At 61.5% G+C, this 17,946-nt stretch carries 15 protein-coding genes; 3 read left to right on the top strand and 12 right to left on the bottom strand.

Annotated elements, in window-relative coordinates; genetic code table 11:
- Nucleotides 1-497: 497 nt before the first annotated feature.
- A complete protein-coding gene (rmf, locus tag CRP40_RS19480) occupies nt 498-713 on the top strand; it encodes a ribosome modulation factor (RefSeq protein WP_023533691.1) in 216 nt (71 codons plus the stop codon).
- A gap of 96 nt (nt 714-809) precedes the next feature.
- On the opposite strand, the gene CRP40_RS19475 is transcribed toward rmf, so the two are convergent.
- The 9 genes from CRP40_RS19475 to ppsA form a co-directional block, all read right to left on the bottom strand.
- Entirely contained in the window at nt 810-1,835 is a 1,026-nt protein-coding gene (locus CRP40_RS19475; RefSeq protein ID WP_027916545.1) for a quinone-dependent dihydroorotate dehydrogenase, read from the bottom strand.
- Nucleotides 1,836-2,087: 252 nt separating this feature from the next.
- Complete coding sequence (locus tag CRP40_RS19470) at nt 2,088-3,125, bottom strand: OmpA family protein (protein ID WP_023533705.1); 1,038 nt, start codon at nt 3,123-3,125, stop codon at nt 2,088-2,090.
- Nucleotides 3,126-3,235: 110 nt separating this feature from the next.
- Complete coding sequence (gene sigX, locus CRP40_RS19465) at nt 3,236-3,802, bottom strand: RNA polymerase sigma factor SigX (protein WP_023533721.1); 567 nt, start codon at nt 3,800-3,802, stop codon at nt 3,236-3,238.
- 114 nt (nt 3,803-3,916) lie between these two features.
- The gene (locus tag CRP40_RS19460) at nt 3,917-4,741 is read right to left on the bottom strand and encodes a mechanosensitive ion channel domain-containing protein (protein WP_027916543.1); all 825 of its coding nucleotides are present in this window, start codon (nt 4,739-4,741) and stop codon (nt 3,917-3,919) included.
- Nucleotides 4,742-4,743: 2 nt separating this feature from the next.
- Complete coding sequence (locus tag CRP40_RS19455; RefSeq protein ID WP_023533663.1) at nt 4,744-5,016, bottom strand: hypothetical protein; 273 nt, start codon at nt 5,014-5,016, stop codon at nt 4,744-4,746.
- An 87-nt stretch (nt 5,017-5,103) separates the two neighbouring features.
- Complete coding sequence (locus CRP40_RS19450) at nt 5,104-6,099, bottom strand: zinc transporter ZntB (protein WP_027916542.1); 996 nt, start codon at nt 6,097-6,099, stop codon at nt 5,104-5,106.
- Between the two features lie 27 nt (nt 6,100-6,126).
- Nucleotides 6,127-6,618, bottom strand: coding sequence for a ribonuclease E activity regulator RraA (gene rraA, locus CRP40_RS19445; RefSeq protein ID WP_023533704.1), 492 nt, complete (start codon nt 6,616-6,618; stop codon nt 6,127-6,129).
- Nucleotides 6,619-6,713: 95 nt separating this feature from the next.
- Entirely contained in the window at nt 6,714-7,706 is a 993-nt protein-coding gene (locus CRP40_RS19440; RefSeq protein WP_239930235.1) for an alpha/beta fold hydrolase, read from the bottom strand.
- Nucleotides 7,707-7,809: 103 nt separating this feature from the next.
- Complete coding sequence (gene ppsA, locus CRP40_RS19435) at nt 7,810-10,185, bottom strand: phosphoenolpyruvate synthase (protein ID WP_027916540.1); 2,376 nt, start codon at nt 10,183-10,185, stop codon at nt 7,810-7,812.
- A gap of 177 nt (nt 10,186-10,362) precedes the next feature.
- On the opposite strand from ppsA, the gene CRP40_RS19430 reads away from it, so the two are divergent.
- Complete coding sequence (locus CRP40_RS19430; RefSeq protein ID WP_027916539.1) at nt 10,363-11,181, top strand: pyruvate, water dikinase regulatory protein; 819 nt, start codon at nt 10,363-10,365, stop codon at nt 11,179-11,181.
- A 260-nt stretch (nt 11,182-11,441) separates the two neighbouring features.
- Here CRP40_RS19430 and CRP40_RS19425 read toward each other — a convergent pair whose 3' ends face one another.
- Together CRP40_RS19425 and CRP40_RS22310 are read right to left on the bottom strand one after the other, a co-directional pair.
- A complete protein-coding gene (locus CRP40_RS19425) occupies nt 11,442-16,307 on the bottom strand; it encodes an NAD-glutamate dehydrogenase (RefSeq protein ID WP_027916538.1) in 4,866 nt (1,621 codons plus the stop codon).
- Nucleotides 16,308-16,368: 61 nt separating this feature from the next.
- Nucleotides 16,369-16,503: a hypothetical protein gene (locus CRP40_RS22310; RefSeq protein ID WP_255212324.1), complete on the bottom strand. Its 135-nt coding sequence runs from the start codon at nt 16,501-16,503 to the stop codon at nt 16,369-16,371.
- Between the two features lie 77 nt (nt 16,504-16,580).
- Between CRP40_RS22310 and CRP40_RS19420 the strand changes: the two genes are divergently transcribed.
- Nucleotides 16,581-16,934, top strand: coding sequence for a hypothetical protein (locus CRP40_RS19420; protein WP_027916537.1), 354 nt, complete (start codon nt 16,581-16,583; stop codon nt 16,932-16,934).
- Between the two features lie 40 nt (nt 16,935-16,974).
- On the opposite strand, the gene CRP40_RS19415 is transcribed toward CRP40_RS19420, so the two are convergent.
- Complete coding sequence (locus CRP40_RS19415) at nt 16,975-17,880, bottom strand: LysR family transcriptional regulator (RefSeq protein ID WP_027916536.1); 906 nt, start codon at nt 17,878-17,880, stop codon at nt 16,975-16,977.
- Between the last annotated feature and the right edge of the window lie 66 nt (nt 17,881-17,946).

Genomic DNA, 17,946 nt, shown 5'->3' with positions numbered 1-17,946 from the left:
TTACCTGCACCCTTTTCCGACAGGTGTGCAAGTGGCCACGCTCCCTTACGCAAGAGCGATGACCGGGCCGCCCGACTTACCCATCCATGCCTGACGGCACAAACAGCTTAGATCATCGAGCAGTACATACATTCTCGCGACACCGGGACCTAGGTGACCCTTCGTCGCATTTCGAGGTATTTCAAATGCCTCACAGAGGCGATGGCAAAATGGCGTCAAACTTCGGCTAACCCCCGATCCTGCGGGGCTGCGGCGGGAATAAGGATGAGTCGCATTTATTTACTTATCCCCTGACCCTTGGAAAGGTTACGTGCTTATGACAAATCGATCATTCCCACCGTCACCTGCATTGGTTAGAACTGAGCACAGGCCGCATCGCAACGAAGCGGCACTTCAGGCTCGCGACGCCGGCAGCGAGCCCATACCGGCAGAACGATTCTGCCCGGCCTCCATGAGGCCGACGGGACATTACAGTCAACAAGTGAGGGCAACACCCTATGAGAAGACTTAAGCGTGATCCGTTGGAAAGAGCATTTTCACGTGGCTACCAATATGGAGTCACCGGCAAATCCCGGGAGCTTTGCCCCTTTACCCTGCCATCTGTTCGTCAAGCCTGGATCAACGGCTGGCGGGAGGGCCGTGGTGACAACTGGGACGGTATGACTGGCACCGCCGGTATCCACAGGCTCAACGAAAATCACGCCGTAGGCTGATAGAGGACATTCACGCGATTTACCAGGCACGCCCCACCAGGGCGGCGGGCTGAGGCCCAAGGGCCCCTTCATGGGGCCCTTTTTTTGTGGGCAAGCTTACCGCTTGGGCATGGCGGCGATGGCATCCACGGCTTCTCGAATGAGCGCCGGCCCTTTATAGATGAAGCCCGAGTAGATCTGCACCAGGCTCGCACCGGCGGCGATCTTCTCGGCCGCATGTTTTCCTTCCGTGATGCCCCCTGCGGCAATGATTGGCAGCTTGCCGCCCATCTCACCGGCCAACACCTGAACGATACGTGTGCTCTTCTGGCGTACGGGGGCACCTGAGAGCCCGCCTGCTTCACCGCCGTACGGCAGGGCCTCCACGCCTTCGCGCCCGAGCGTGGTATTGGTCGCGATGACCGCGTCCATGCCTGACTCGACAAGCGCAGCGGCCACCAGCGCCGTTTCTTCATCGCTCATGTCAGGGGCAATCTTGATGGCCAAGGGCACATGCCGGCCATGACGGGCGCTCAGCTGTGCCCGACGTTCCGCCAAGGCATCGAGCAATTGCTTGAGCGAATCCCCGAACTGCAGGCTGCGCAGCCCCGGGGTGTTGGGTGAGCTGACATTGACAGTGACGTAACTGGCCGCGCTGTAGACCTTGTCCAGGCAGATCAGGTAATCGTCCACCGCGCGCTCGACTGGCGTGTCGAAGTTCTTGCCAATATTGATACCCAGCACGCCCTTGTAACGGGCAGCGCGTACACGGCCCAGCAGATGATCAACCCCAAGGTTATTGAAACCCATGCGGTTGATGATGGCAGTTGCCTCTGGCAAGCGGAACAGCCGAGGTTTGGGGTTGCCAGGTTGCGGGCGAGGCGTGACAGTGCCGATCTCGACGAAACCGAAGCCCAGCTGGGCGAAGCCGTCGATGGCCGTACCGTTCTTGTCCAAGCCAGCCGCCAGACCTACCGGGTTGGCGAAATCCAGGCCCATGACCTTGACCGGCAATGAGGCCGGGCGCTTGCACAGCTTGCCGTTCAAGCCAAGCCGGCCGCCGGCACCGATCAGGTCCAGCGACAGATCATGAGAAGTTTCCGGTGACAGTTTGAACAGCAGCTGGCGGGCCAGGGTATACATGGGCAGGCAAGACTCGGGGTGAGTGAGGGGGCGATTATAGCTATCACCAACGGCACAGGACAGCCCGATGTTGGCCTGCAGGTTTTCTGCGGAGGGCTGCCTGGGCAGATGAACGTACAGACAAATGTCTAGCAGGCAAGCACTGCCTTGGCTGGGCCTTACACCAGTGCTTGCCTGCTAGACATCACATGCTGTCATGCAGGCAAAGAAAAACCCGGCCGAGGCCGGGTTTTTCATGAAGCTTCAAACCAATTACTTGGCCTGGGCTTCTACCTGAGCTTCAACGCGACGGTTGATAGCACGGCCTTCTTCGGTGGCGTTGTCGGCAACCGGGCGGGTTTCGCCGTAGCCAACCGAGTCAACACGGCTGGATTCTACGCCGTACTGCTGGGTCAGGACCTGCTTGACAGCGTTGGCACGACGCTCGGACAGCTTCTGGTTGTAAGCGTCTGGACCTACGGAGTCAGTGTGACCTTCAACCACGGTGGTGGTCTGTGGGTACTGCTTCATGAAGTCAGCCAGGTTCTTGATGTCGCCGTAGCTGTTAGGCTTGACGACCGACTTGTCGAAGTCGAACTTGACGTCCAGCTCAACGCGAACGACTTCGGCAACAGCCGGGCAGCCGTCGGCGTCAACAGTGACGTTGGCCGGGGTGTCTGGGCACTTGTCGACGTTGTCGCAAACGCCGTCGTTGTCGGAGTCGGAGCAGACTTCAGCAACTGGAGCAGGTGCAGGAGCAGCCTGGTTCTTCGGGCTACCGCCGAAGTTCAGACCAACACCAACGCTTGGAGCCCACTCGGTGTCGCCCTGGTCGATGTTGTACTGAGCTTCTACGCCGGCACGGGCGTAGAACATGTCAGTGATGTACCACTTGGCGCCAGCGCCAACGTTGGCGAAGGTGGAGTGGTTACGACCACCACGGCCGGTCTGGCCGATCGACTGGTGCGAGAAACCAGCGGAAACGTACGGACGGATGGCGTCGTACGGGTTGTTGAAGTGGTAAACGGCGTCCAGGGCGGTGTTGGAGCCCTTGATGTTCTTGCCGTCGTCGCCACGAGCGTTGTGGACTTCGTCGTAGCCCAGACGCAGTTCAACGTCGTCGGTCAGGAAGTAACCGATGGAGCCGCCGAACAGGTTACCGTCGTTTTTGAAGTCGCGCTGGCTGTCGAAGAATTCTTTCTTGTAGAAGATTTCAGTTTCGACGGCGCCTTGGCCTTGTGCCATAGCGCCAATCGAGGTGGCGGCTACGAGCGAACCAATGGCCAAGCCCAAGGTGTTTTTCAGTTTCATCCGTTAAATCCCCATCTGGTGATAGTTAAGCAGTCCCACCAAAACCGGGGGGACAACTCGTCGGCGAGTCTAGCAGAACTCGCCGGTTCGTTAGAGATATTTGCTGGTCGTTAAGTTTCATCCAGACCGGCAAATTTCTCCCGAAGCTTGTCAAGCGCACGCTTGTATCGCATTTTCGTCGCGCTGAGCCCCATGTGCATGATATCCGCGATCTCCTGGAACTCCAGCTCGGCGACGAATCGCAGCACCAGGATTTCCCGATCGATCGGGTTCACATGGACCAGCCACTTGTCCAGCCCGCCCTTTTCTTCGGCCTTTGGGGCCTTGTCCTCGGACGCCTCTTCAACAGGGTCCAGGCTCAAGGCATCCATCAACCTGCGCTTGCGGCGCTCCTTGCGGTACTGGGTAATGCATTCATTGTAGGTGATGCTGTAAAGCCAGGTCTTGAATTTGGATTTTCCCTCGAAATTCTTGAGACCATAGAGCACTTTCAACATGACTTCCTGACAGACATCATCCGCGTCCCGGTCGTTCCCCAAATAACGTGCACATACGTTGAACAGGGTTCGCTGATAGCGACGCATGAGCTCCTCATACGCGCGGGTGACGTGATACAGCTCCTCATGCGAGCGCGCCACCAACTCTTCGTCGGTGAGTTCGCGGGGGTCGTAGCGCATGGGCGGCGTGGGGACTTTATTCAAAACGAATCTGGCCGACAGTCAGGTCAATGTCGCCGCAAACGCCCAGGAGGGTCGGTTTTTGCGGCGGCATACATTAACAGCTTTGTGCGGTCAGCGGCTATTGACCCGCTGCTCAAGCAATTCTCGGTTGGACAGGGAAACCAGCTCGTCATCGTCGGTGAGGATCACCGTCTTGACCGTGCCGATTTCCTCGATATGCCCTTCTACCTCGCCAATGCGCACCTGCTGGCCCACCTGGAACAGCTCGCGGACGTAGATGCCCGCCAGGATCTGACCCGCGATTTCGCGGCTACCCAGGCCCATGGCCAGCGCAACGGCCAGACCAACGGTAATCAGGCCGATAACGATCACATGGTTGAGCAGGTCGGTCTTGACCTCCAGCTGGCTGATAGCCACTGAAATGCTGATGATGATGACCAGGCCCTGAACGATGCGTCCAAGCCCCGCGGCGTACTCAAGCCCCACGCCTTCGGCAGCGCCGCGCACCAGGCCGTTGGCCACCTGCGCCAGGAGCACGCCCGCGAGCAATATCAACGCTGCACCGAACACCTTGGGCAGGTACAAGGCCAGCATGTCGAGCGTGGCCGAGACGCGCTCCAGGCCCAGCGACTCGGCGGCCGATACGAGGAAGATCAGCAGCACGAACCAGTAGACGATCTTGCCGATCAGGGTAGAAATCGGTACCTGAATGCCAACCCGGCCCAGCATCTTGGTCAGACCCGTACCGGCCATCAGGCGATCAAGGCCAAGCTTGGCCAGCAGTTTGGAGAGCAAGGTATCGAGCAGCTTGGCTACCACAAAGCCCAGCAGCACCACCACCAACGCGCCGAACAAGTTGGGGATGAAGTTCGCCACCTTGGTCCATAGGGCGGTCATGGCGGTGACCAGGCTCTGGGTCCAGAGATCGAGTTCCATATTCAGTCGGCCTTATCAGCTTTGCTGCCAGCGGCAGCGTTGCGGGAAGAATGTCTGCGCACCGGCGCGACGTGCGCCGAGCCATTGTTGATGGCGATCATCAGCGCCTGGCTCCAACGGCCAAGCAAGCTGAACAGATCACCGGCGCCAACCTGACGGTTGGCGGTCTTGAGCACGCGACCCAGGCAGGCGGCATCATCCTGGTCATGGCGGTCATTGCCGGACGGGGATGCCTTGAGCAGGTCACGCAGGGATTGTTCGAACGGATCGTGCATGGGCACCTCGCGTAGTATCAGCAAGAGACGAGACGGCCTGGCGACGGGTCACACCTTGTGTCGACCTGGCTGCTGGCGCGCTGGCGGCTATACCCACTGCAAGCGCCGGAACAACCACCATTGCCCTGCTGCCAGCCCCACCACCACCAGGCACGCCATGAGAAACCCGTAAGGGTTCTGCGCCCCAGGAATGCCACCCACGTTGATGCCCAACAGCCCGGTGATGAAGCTCATTGGCAGAAAGATGCAGGTGATGATGCCAAACCGGTACATGGTGCGGTTCATCCGTTCGCTGCGGCGGCGGTCTTCGCTCTCAAGCACCAATGCCGCACGTTCGCGGGTCAGTTCGAGCTCTTCGAGATAGCGGATCAGGCTGTTGTTCAGCTCGTTCCAGTAATCGGCATCGACCTCGGCAAACCAGCTCCACTTGCTGCGTGAAAGATGTGCATAGATGTCGCGCTGCGGGGCCAGGAAACGTCGCAGCCCAGCCGCGCGGCGGCGGATCTGCTGCAAGCTGCCCTGATCAGGCAGGTGTCGCTCGTCAACCTCTACCTTTTCTTCTTCGAGGTCGACCAATTCGGACAGATCGCTGACCAAACCCTGGACTTTCTCGGTCAGCAGTTCGCCCATCAGCAACAGCAACTCGGAAGCTGTCTTCGGCCCCCTGCCCTGCTCCAGTTGCAGCAGGACTTCGTCGCTGGCCCGGAGCGGGCGCAAGCGCAGCGAAATCACGCGCTGGGCCTGGGCGAAGATTCGCACCGAAACCATGTCCTCAGGCTCGGCACCAGGGTTGAGGTTGACCCCACGCAGAAACAGCAACAATTGCTCGTCGGCCATCGGCAGCAAGCGCGGCCGAGTGTTCTCTTCCAGCAACAGCTCGCAGGCGAATTCACTAAGGCCACTCTCGCTCAGCAGCCATGACCGGGTTTGGGGGTGGCTGCGGTCCCAGTGCAACCAGAGGCTTTGCTCAGGTTGCAGTTGCAAATCGGCCAGCTCGGTTCGGGCGATGGCGCGTGCCCCGCCCTTGCCATCGAGCACCAGGGCATGCACCAGCCCCCACTGCGCGTTGTCTTCCTCGAACATCAAAGCTCCATCAGCGCCAGCGGCGCGTCACTCCGGCATCTGCAACGGGCTTGGCGAGACCAGTACGCCGTTGTTGTCGGCGTACACGTATTCACCGGGCCTGAAGGTCACGCCCGCGAAACTCACCACGACGTTGAGGTCGCCAATGCCACGCTTGTCGGTTTTGAGCGGGTGGCTGGCCAGCGCCTGCACACCCACGTTGGTCTGGATCAGTGCGTCGACGTCGCGCACGCAGCCGTAGATCACCAGGCCTTCCCAGCCGTTTTTCGCCGCTTTTTCGGCAAGCATGTCGCCCAACAGGGCGCGACGCAGCGAGCCGCCGCCGTCGACCACCAACACCTTGCCCCGGCCATCGAGTTCGACCTGCTCACGCACGAGCGAGTTGTCCTCGAAGCACTTGATGGTGACGATCTGGCCACCGAACGAATCGCGGCCACCAAAGTTGCTGAACATCGGCTCCAGCACCTGCACGAGGTCCGGATAGGCGTCACACAGGTCGGGCGTTACGTAATGCTGCATGGCAAGCTCCTGTCAGTCACAACGAAAGCGATTGAGGGCCAAGGCTACACCTTGGAGCACACCGCAGTCACCCGAGACCGCACGGTCAGCGCCTTTCATAGCGCGGGCACGAGCGCCAAGGCCTCGATGGACGCATGCACCGGCAACCTGGGCTCACGCAGCCAGCGTTCTACCAGCGGCCATACCTGCACGTGGGCAGCCTGGCTGGCCAGCATGTCCGCATGGCCAAAGGCATCGAAGCCCGCCGCAGGCCCAAGGCAGAGGAACTGCTTGTGCGCGCCACCGAGTTGCTCGAACAACGTGCGGCAGGCCCACGGCGGGCTCTGCTGGTCGGCCGTGGCTGCGACGGCCAGGGTCGGCACGTCGACTTGAGCAAGGCCTGCCCACCAGTCGCCCTGCTTGTCGCCAAAACGCCCGAACAATCCGTGCCAGCGCATGTGTTCCAAGGCAAGGCCGACGGGTTCATCCTCTGGCCCGCGCCCAAAGCGCGAGCCAGACAAATGCCCCCAGCGGCGCAGCAGCCAGCGCATGCCCCACACCACCGGAGGCACTTTCAACGGCCAGTAGCTGCGGCTTACCTGGGAACCGAATAGCGCTACACCCGACACATGCTGCGCAGCCAACGCGCCGCTCCCCAGGGCGACCGCCAAGGTAGTGCCGCCCAACGAATGCCCAATCCACAGGGGCGCCCTGCCCGCTTTCTCATGCACGAAGGCACCGATGGCCGGTACGTCGTCGCGCGCGTAGGCGGCCACCGTGTTCTGTGCCCAATCCCGATTGCGCGGCGACAGCCCGTGACCACGCATCTCGGGGATCCATACATCGAAGCCGGCCCGGGCCAGGTAGGCCCCAAGGCCACCGCCCTTGGGTGAATACCAGAAACGCCGATTGGAAAAGCTGCCATGCAGCAAGATGACCGGAATACCCAGGGCGGTGTTCTGGTCAGCCAAGCCCAGCCGGGTCACGGCCAGCTCCACGCTGGGATCGGGACCCAAGCCGGCCTTGATGCGATAGACGTCTTCACTGAGGTCGCCGCGACGCTCGGCACTGAGCAAGGCGACGGGAAATAATGTACTGCTGCTTTGCATAGGTCGGTTGCTTGTCGCACAAAAAAGGGCGAAATCCATCGCTGGAACTCGCCCTGGAAAAAACCAGGCGAGGGACGCCAGACGCCCCTCGCGTTTTGCGGTATCAGGTCGCGCTTTGGCCTTCGGCCAGGTAGAACCAGGTTTCGAGCACCGAGTCCGGGTTCAGCGATACGCTGTCGATGCCCTGCTCCATCAGCCATTTGGCCAGGTCTGGGTGATCCGAAGGGCCCTGACCGCAAATACCGATGTACTTGCCGGCCTTGTTGCACGCCGCGATGGCGTTGGCCAGCAGCTTCTTGACCGCAGGATTTCGCTCATCGAACAGGTGGGCAATGATGCCCGAATCACGGTCCAGACCCAACGTCAGCTGAGTCAGGTCGTTCGATCCGATGGAGAAACCGTCGAAGTATTCGAGGAACTCGTCGGCCAGGATGGCGTTGGACGGCAGTTCGCACATCATGATGACGCGCAGGCCGTTGTCGCCACGGGCCAGGCCGTTTTCAGCCAGCAGGTCGACCACTTGGCTGGCCTCACCGAGGGTACGCACGAACGGCACCATGATCTCGACGTTGGTCAGGCCCATTTCGTTGCGCACGCGCTTGAGTGCGCGGCACTCGAGTTCGAAGCAATCGCGGAACGCCTCGCTGATGTAGCGCGAGGCCCCACGGAAGCCCAGCATCGGGTTTTCTTCTTCGGGCTCGTACAGCTTGCCGCCGATCAGGTTGGCGTACTCGTTGGACTTGAAGTCCGACAGGCGAACGATCACTTTCTTGGGATAAAACGCCGCTGCCAGGGTGCTGATGCCTTCGACCAGCTTCTCCACATAGAAACCGACCGGGTCGTCATAACCGGCGATGCGCTTGTCGACGCTGTCCTTCAGGTCGGCCGGCAGGCCGGCGTAGTTGAGCAATGCCTTGGGGTGCACGCCGATCATGCGGTTGATGATGAACTCCAGGCGGGCCAGGCCTACACCGGCGTTGGGCAGCTGGGCGAAGTCGAAGGCGCGGTCCGGGTTGCCGACGTTCATCATGATCTTGAACGGCAGCTCGGGCATGGCGTCCACCGAGTTCTGCTTGATGTCGAAGCCCAGTTCACCCTCGAAGATGAAGCCGGTATCGCCTTCGGCGCAGGAGACGGTCACGCCCTGCCCATCTTTGAGAATCTGGGTAGCGTTGCCGCAACCGACGACCGCCGGAATACCCAGTTCACGGGCAATGATGGCCGCATGGCAGGTACGCCCGCCACGGTTGGTGACGATGGCACTGGCACGCTTCATCACCGGCTCCCAGTCCGGGTCGGTCATGTCCGAGACCAGCACGTCGCCTGGCTGCACCTTGTCCATCTCGGAGACGTCGTTGATCACGCGGACCTTGCCGGCGCCGATGCGCTGGCCGATGGCGCGGCCTTCGACCAGCACGGTGCCCTTCTCTTTCAGCAGGTAACGTTCCATGACGTTGGCGCTGGCGCGGCTCTTCACGGTCTCAGGGCGGGCCTGGACGATGTACAGCTTGCCGTCGTCACCGTCCTTGGCCCACTCGATGTCCATTGGGCGCTGATAATGCTGCTCGATGATCATCGCCTGCTTGGCCAGCTCGTTGACTTCGTCGTCGCTCAGGCAGAAGCGGGCACGCTCGGCGCGATCGACTTCGACCGTCTTGACCGAGCGACCGGCCTTGGCTTCTTCGCCATAGACCATCTTGATCGCCTTGCTGCCCAGGTTGCGGCGCAGGATGGCCGGACGGCCAGCCTGCAGGGTGTGTTTGTGTACGTAGAATTCGTCAGGGTTGACCGCGCCCTGGACCACGGTTTCACCCAGGCCGTAGGCACCGGTGATGAACACGACGTCACGGAATCCCGACTCGGTGTCCAGCGTGAACATCACGCCGGCGGTACCGGTTTCGGAGCGAACCATGCGCTGCACGCCAGCCGAGAGCGCGACCAGCTTGTGGTCGAAGCCCTGGTGCACACGGTAGGAGATGGCACGGTCATTGAACAGCGAGGCGAACACTTCCTTCGCAGCACGGATCACGTTGTCCACGCCGCGGATGTTGAGGAAGGTTTCCTGCTGGCCGGCGAACGAGGCGTCTGGCAGGTCTTCGGCGGTGGCCGAGGAGCGCACGGCCACGGCCATGTTGTCGTTGCCATTGGCCATTTCGGCGAAGGCGGTACGGATCTCGGCATCCAGGCGCGCCGGGAATTCGGCTTCCATCACCCACTGGCGAATCTGCGCGCCGGTCTTGGCCAGGGCGTTGACATCGTCCACGTCCAGGGCATCGAGCGCCGCATGGATGCGGTCGTTGAGCCCACTTTGCTCGAGGAAATCACGGTACGCCTGAGCCGTAGTGGCAAAGCCGCCCGGCACGGACACGCCGGCACCGGCAAGATTGCTGATCATCTCGCCCAGGGATGCGTTCTTGCCCCCCACATGCTCCACATCATGGACGCCGAGCTTTTCGAGGGAAACTACGTACTCTACCAAGGTGATCTCTCCACTAGCTGTATTGGAAAAGCTCAACGGCGCCCGCCTGTCTTCTTGACTGGGCCGGACGCATGTGGCCTGTACCTGGAAAATAAGTGAGAATGCCGACAGCCGCATTCGGCAAAGCGAACTTATCATAATCAAGAAACGTCATCATCACTAAGGCCCCGATCGCAAATGAAACGAACCGCGTTCTTCATCTCCGACGGCACCGGCATCACTGCCGAGACCCTGGGCCAGAGCCTGCTCGCGCAGTTCGAGAGCATTCCTTTCAGCAAATTCACCCGGCCCTACATCGACTCCCCCGAAAAAGCGCGCAACATGGTTCAGCAGATCAATGCGGCGGCCGAGCGCGACGGCATGCGGCCGATCATCTTCGACACCATCGTCAACCAGGACATCCGCGAGATCCTCGCCACCTCCAATGGGTTCATGATCGACATCTTCTCCTCGTTCCTGTCCCCGCTGGAGCAGGAGTTGACCGCCCATTCCTCGTATTCGGTGGGCAAATCCCACTCCATTGGTGGCAATTCCAACTACATGGAGCGCATCGAGGCGGTGAACTTCGCTCTGGACAACGATGACGGCGCACGCACCCATTACTACGACAAGGCCGACCTGATCCTGGTGGGTGTGTCCCGTTGCGGCAAAACCCCGACGTGCCTGTACATGGCCATGCAGTTCGGCATCCGCGCGGCCAACTACCCGCTGACCGAAGACGACATGGAGCGCCTGCAACTGCCGGCGGTGCTGAAAAAGCACCACAGCAAGCTGTTCGGCCTGACCATCGACCCCGACCGGCTGACCGCCATTCGCCACGAGCGCAAGCCCAATAGCCGTTACTCGAGCTTCGCCCAGTGCGAATTCGAGGTGCGAGAAGTCGAGAGCCTGTTCCGCCGCGAGAACATTCCCAACATCAATTCCACGCATTTTTCGGTGGAAGAAATATCGGCCAAGATCCTGGTGGAGAAGGGTGTGGAGCGGCGGTTCAAGTAAGGCAGTGGCGGGCTTGGTCTGGTGATGTCGTAGGGTTTGAGCGCAGACATCGTGAGCAACGCCTGTCTCTATCGTTGGCTTATGGGTGCTGCTCGGTGCCGGCGGCGGGCATCAGCGGCCTCGGTACTTGAGTTCTGCATCACAGATCACTGGGGCCGCTGCGCGCCCCGTTGACCGTCATTCCATAACCAATCGCCCAACACCTCACCCACAAAAAAGCCCCGGCATCACGGCCGGGGCTTTTTCATTTCAGCAATGACTCAGGACGGCATTACAGTCGCCTGCCCACTCATGGCCAGATCGACCAGTTCGCGGTTGGCCACTGCATACATCGCGTAGTCATGGCCCGAGGCGCTGCGCAGGTCATCGAGCATGGCGCGCCAGCGCTCCACCATCACCCGATGCTGCTCGGCCCACAGCGCGACGCGGGCATCCATGTCCTGCGGTGCATCGGCCATCTGCAATACCGAGATGGTGATGGCGCGTTGTTGCAGGTCGATGTCGTCGCGGAAGGCTTCCCGGGCCAGGGCCTGCCAGTTGTTCTCCACCGGCAGATTGCTGATTTCCTGCAAGTACCAGGTCAGGTCCAGCGCGCTGCCCACGGCGAAGAACGCCTTGGCCACCTGCGCCGGCTCGTGACCGGTCACATCAGCCGCCTCGATGATCGGCAGCAAGGTGTACAGATGGCTGGTACCGGCCACCATGCGTGCCAACAGCTCCGGCACCCCCGCATCGACGAAGCTCTGGTAGCGCACCATCCAGCGTTCGCGGGTCGGGCCTTCGAGCAGTTCGTCGAGCTTGAGCCCAAGCTGGGCGATCTTCGGCCCAAAGTGGGCGCAATCACGGCCAGCGTCTTGCTCATTGCGACGGCTACGCAGGAACCAGCGCGTGGCTCGACGACCCAGGCGCATCAGTTCGTCCATCAGGGTCAGCTGGATCTCGGCGGGGACCTGGTAATCCAGCGCCTCGATCTGACGGAACCAGTGCGGCAGGTGGAAGATGTCGCGCACGATCACGTAAGCCCCGGCCACGTTGGCAGGGCTCATGCCGGTCGATTCCTTCAACCGCTGCACGAAAGTGATGCCCATGTTGTTGACCAAGTCGTTGGCGATCTGGGTGCTGACGATCTCGCGCTTGAGGCGGTGGCGGCGCATGGAGTCGGCGAACTTGCTGACCAGCGACGGCGGGAACGCGGTTTCCATGTCGCGGGTCAGGTAATCGTCGTCCGGCACCTGGGACTTGAGCAACTGCTCCTTCAAGTCGATCTTGCTGTAGGAGATCAGTACCGAGAGCTCTGCACGGGTCAGGCCCTGGCCGGCGGCGAGGCGCTCGGCCAGCTGTTCCTCGGAAGGCAGGAACTCGATGGCCCGGTCAAGCTTGCCACGGGCCTCGAGGTCGGCCATCAGGCGCTTGTACTCGGCAATGCGCTCGCGCACGCGACGCGCTGCCAGCGACAGCGCCTGGGTCTGCTTGTAGTTGTTGCCCAGCACCAGGCCGGACACTTCCTCGGTCATGCTACCGAGTAGCTGGTTGCGCTGCTTCTCGGTCATGTCACCACCCTGCACAACCTCGTTGAGCAGAATCTTGATATTGACCTCGTGGTCGGAGCAATCCACGCCGCCGGCGTTGTCGATGAAGTCGGTGTTGGTGGCGCCGCCGTGCAGGCCGAATTCCACCCGGCCAAGCTGGGTCATGCCCAGGTTGCCGCCCTCGCCTACCACCTTGCAGCGCAACTCGTTGCCGTTGACACGCAAGGCGTCGTTGGCCTTGTCGCCAACGTCGGCGTGGCTTTCGCCACTGGCCTTGACGTAGGTGCCGATGCCACCGTTCCAGAGCAGGTCAACGGGCGCCTTGAGCAGTGCATTGAGCAGCTCGGTGGGCGTCAGGCGGTCGGCCTCGATGGCGAAGCGTTCCTTCATCTGCGCCGTGATGGCGATGCTCTTGGCGCTACGCGGGAAAATGCCACCGCCTTCGGACATGATGCTGGTGTCGTAGTCGGTCCACGCCGAACGCGGCAAGTCGAACAAGCGCTTGCGCTCGGCAAAGCTGGACGCCGGCTCCGGGTTGGGGTCGATGAAGATATGCAGGTGGTTGAAGGCCGCTACCAGTTGCAGCTTGTCGGACATCAACAAGCCATTACCGAAGACGTCGCCGGCCATGTCGCCCACACCGATCACCGTGATCGGATCTTCCTGCACGTTGATGCCGCGCTCACGGAAGTGACGCTGCACGCCGACCCAGGCACCGCGGGCGGTGATGCCCATTTTCTTGTGGTCGTAGCCTGCCGAGCCACCCGATGCGAAGGCGTCACCCAGCCAGAAGCCATAGTCGATGGCGATGCCGTTGGCGATGTCCGAGAACGTGGCGGTGCCTTTGTCGGCCGCCACGACCAGGTACGGGTCGTCATCGTCGTGACGCACCACGCCGACCGGCGGCACGACGCCACCGTCCTTGAGGTTGTCGGTAATGTCGAGCAACCCCGAGATGAAGATGCGGTAGCACGCCACGCCCTCTGCCGCGATCTCGTCACGCGTGCCGCCCAGTGGCAGGCGACGTGGCAGGAAACCACCCTTGGCGCCGACAGGTACGATTACCGAGTTCTTCACCTGCTGCGCCTTGACCAGGCCCAGCACCTCAGTGCGATAGTCTTCCTCGCGGTCCGACCAGCGCAGGCCGCCGCGCGCAACGTTGCCAAAGCGCAGGTGCACACCCTCGACCCGAGGGGAATAGACGAAGATCTCGAACTTGGGCACCGGCTTGGGCAGTTCGGGCACAAGCTTGGGGTTGAACTTGAAGCTGAAATACGACTTGTTCTGGCCGTTGGCATCGAGCTGATAGAAGTTGGTGCGCAGGGTGGCCTTGATCAGGTCCAGGTAGCGGCGCAGGATGCGGTCCTCGTTGAGCACCTGCACCTCGTCCAGCGCATTGAGGATCGCTTGCTCAAGGCGCTGCTGCTTGTCCTCGAGGTCGTCCTGGGTCAGCTTGCGGGCCAGGTAGAAACGCGTCTTGAACAGGCGGGTAAGCTCGCGCGCGATGTCGGTGTGGTTGTTCAGCGTGCTGGCAATGTAGCCCAGGTCGAAGCCCAGACGGATTTGTTTCAGGTAGCGTGCATAGGCACGCAGCAATGCCACGTCGCGCCACGGCAGGCCCGCGGTCAGCACCAGGCGGTTGAAGGCATCGTTTTCGGCATCGCCGCCGACGATGTGGATGAATGCATCCTGGAAGGTGTCATTGAGCTCCTGAATGTTCAGGCTCAGGCCTTCGCTGTAGGTGAAGGCGAAGTCGTGAATCCAGTATTCGCGGCCATTGGCGTGGCGCAGTCGATAGGGGAACTCTCCCAGCACGCGCAGGCCGAGGTTTTCCAGAATCGGCAGTACGTCCGACAGCGCCAGGGGGGTGTCGGCGTGGTACAGCTTGCAGTGCAGGGTGCGCTCGCCAACCCGCGTGAGCGGCTGGTAGAAACTCATGGCCAGTGGCTTGCTTTCCGACAGGGCCAGCACATGCTGCAGGTCCACCACCGCCGAATGGGCGGCGAAGCGCTCGCGGTAGCCAGCCGGGAAGCCTTTGGGGAAATCGGCCAGGATGTTGGTGCCTTGGGCTTCGCCGAAGTTCTCCACGACAAGCGCCGAGAAATCGTCCTGCCAGGAACGGCAGGCCTGGATGACTTCACGCTCGAGCTGCTGCGGGTCGATGTCGATACGGTTCTTCGGGTCCACGCGCAGGATCAGTTGCACACGGGCCAGTACCGACTCGGAGAAGAAGGTCCAGAACTCGCAATCGCTGGCCTTCAGGCGTTCCATCAGCACCTGCTGGATTTTCTGCCGAACCTCGGTGGAATAGATTTCACGCGGTACATAGGCCAGGCAATAGCAGAAGCGCCCGTACGGGTCTTTGCGCAGGAAGACGCGAATCTTGTTGCGCTCCTGGATCTGCACGATGGACATGACCGTGCTGAACAGCTCATCGACCGGCGTCTGGAACAGATCGTCGCGCGGCAGCACCTCGAGCACCTGCGCCAGTTCCTTGCCCAGGTGAGCCTTGGTATCGAAGCCGGAACGGCGCTCCACTTCGGCGACCTTGACCCGGATGTAGGGGATGGCGTGCACGCTTTCGCCATACACCGTGGAGGTGTAAAGGCCCATGAAGCGGTGTTCCTTGAGCACGTTACCCGAGGCATCGAGCTGACGGATGGACACGTAGTCAGGGTAGCCCGGGCGGTGTACCCGGCTTGGCAGCGCAGCCTTGGCGAAGGAGAGCAGCAGCGGCTCGGCCAGGTAGGCCACGGCGTAGTCTTCGATGCGCAGCTCTTCGGGGGTCAAGCCAACGCGCAGGCGACGCGGCAGCCCAAGGAACGACTGCGCGTCGTAAACCATCTGGCCACCGGCCTGATCGGCCTGGACGGTGAACTCTTCATACCCCAGGAAGGTGAAGTGGTTGTCCAGCAACCACTCCAGGAACGCCTTGACCTCGCCCTTTTCGTGCTGGGCCGGCCCGTACGGGGTCTGCTCGACCAGCGCCACGACTTCACGCAGCTTGTCCTTCATCGGCTCGAAATCATCGACCGCCACGCGGACCTCGGCCAGCACCTGCTCGATTTCCCGAGCCAGCACGCTCAGCTCCGCAGCGTTGGCGCAGCGATCGATCTCCAGGTACATCAGCGACTCGTGCCCAACCCCTTCACCGTGGGTACCCTTGGGCAGCAGCTCCAGCAATTCGCCCTTGGCGTTGCGGCGCACGCTCAATACCGTGGTCTGCAGCGTATGAATGCTGTAGCCACGGCGGTTCAGCTCGGTGCGGACCGAGTCCACCAGAAACGGCAGGTCATGGTGCAGCACCTCGACGACCGTGTGGGTCGACTGCCAACCGTTGCGTTCGTAATCGGGGTTGTACACGCGCACCTGCGGGTGCTCGGGGTCGAAACGCTCGACGATGCGCCAGGCCGACAGGGTGCAGCCGGCCAGGTCGGAAAGCCTGCGCTGGGTGAGTTCGTCCAGAGAGATGATGCCGAAGAACTGTTCGGCGAACAGCGCCACTTGTGGCAGGGACTGTTCGCTGATGTGCTGCGCCAGGGCCGCTTGCAGTTGATGCTGGAAGTCGGCTTTGCTGGCCGCGGTGAAGAACGCCATCTGTGGTACTCCGCTTGGGCTTTGTAATAGTTGAAGCGTCGCTGCGTGCGCCGTGCCGGGATCAACGATAGACGATTGCAGGCAGGGCGAACGATGAAAACCAGGCGTTGAGCGTGCGCATGCACGCCCAGGACTGGGCGAAGCTTAACGACTGACCGGTCATCAAGGCTTGCAGCGCTGCGACAATTTCGTTCAAGGGGCGGTAACTTTACGTTTATGCATGTAAGCAAGACTGTCAGAATTCCCTTCCGTTTCCTTTGATCCGAGCCCGCCATGCAAATCGACACCGCCGTGCTGTTCGCCACCCCCTGCGATGAAGAGGAGGACAACATGGCCACCCTGTGCTGCCACAGCGACAAAGGCCAGATGTTCCTGCTGACCCGCTACCCCGACGAAGACACGGTCGACCTGACCCTGGATGATGAGCCCTCGACCCTGGACGGCTTGAAAGTGACCTTGAGCGCAACTGGCCTGTTGATCGAAGTGGCGGCAGGTGACCGGGACGCCTTGCGCGGTGATGAGGTGCTTCAGATCAACCTGACCAGCACGCTGAGCGATCTGGACGAGATCAGGCAAACCTTGGAAAACATCCTGAGCGGCACCGGCACGTTCATCTGCGAACTCTAATCCACCGATCACTGCGCAGGCTTGCCATAGGCCGCAGGGGCTAGGCCAGTGCGCGCTGCATCGCCTGCGCCTGCTCGCGCAGTGTCTGACAGAACGGCTCGACCGCCGCCGAGGCCGGCCGGTGGTCTGGCCTGACCAGCATCACCTGGTAGGCGATCGAGATCTCCAGCGGCCTGATGGGCAAACCACTCTGGGCCGCCTCCAGCCCGCTCAGGGGGTTGATGATGGCGACGCCCAGGCCCTGCCTGACCATGGCGCACACCGAGGCGGCGCTGGTGGTCTCGATGACCGTGCGACGGTTCACCCCGGCCGCGCGAAACTGGTGGTCCAGACGCTGGCGATAGGTGTCCAGGCTGGCCAGGTTGATGAAATCGATCTCATGGAAGTCCGCCAGGCTCAGCCGTGACCTGGCCTGCAACGGATGGTGCTCAGGCAGCACGCAGACCATGTTGGCGCTGAACAGCAATTCCCCGCTCGCCCCGCGGGGTATCTGCGCGACCTCCGTCAGGCCCAGGTCGTGCTGCTGGGTGGCCAGGGACTCTTCCAGCAGTGGTGACTCCTGGGCCACGATGCTCACGCTCACCCCAGGGTGCTGTTTGTGGAAACGCTGGCAGACCTTGGGCAGTAGCGTCTGCGAAAACAACGGCAGGCAGGTGACGGCCAACTGGCCCTGCTGAAAATTGCGAATGGCCTGGGCAAAACGGTCGATGCGCTCAAGGCCTACATACGCCCGCTCTACTTCATCGATCAGCAGCAACGCCTGGGCGGTGGCTTCCAAGCGACCGGCCGTGCGTTCGAACAGATGCAGGCCGGTCACGTGCTCTAGCCGCGCCAGCTCACGGCTGATCGTCGGCTGCGAGGTGAACAGCAGACGCGCCGCGCCCGTCACGCTGCCCGAGACCATGATGGCGCGGAACACTTCGATGTGGCGGGCGGAGAGTTTCATGGCAGCACCGACGGTATTCACAGGTCATATCAGGTCTGAATGGGTGGCGCAAAAATAGCTATTTTT

The organism is Pseudomonas sp. URMO17WK12:I9 (assembly GCF_900230165.1).
Classification (GTDB): Bacteria; Pseudomonadota; Gammaproteobacteria; order Pseudomonadales; family Pseudomonadaceae; genus Aquipseudomonas; species Aquipseudomonas fulva.
This window is presented reverse-complemented; position numbering and strand designations above follow the sequence as displayed.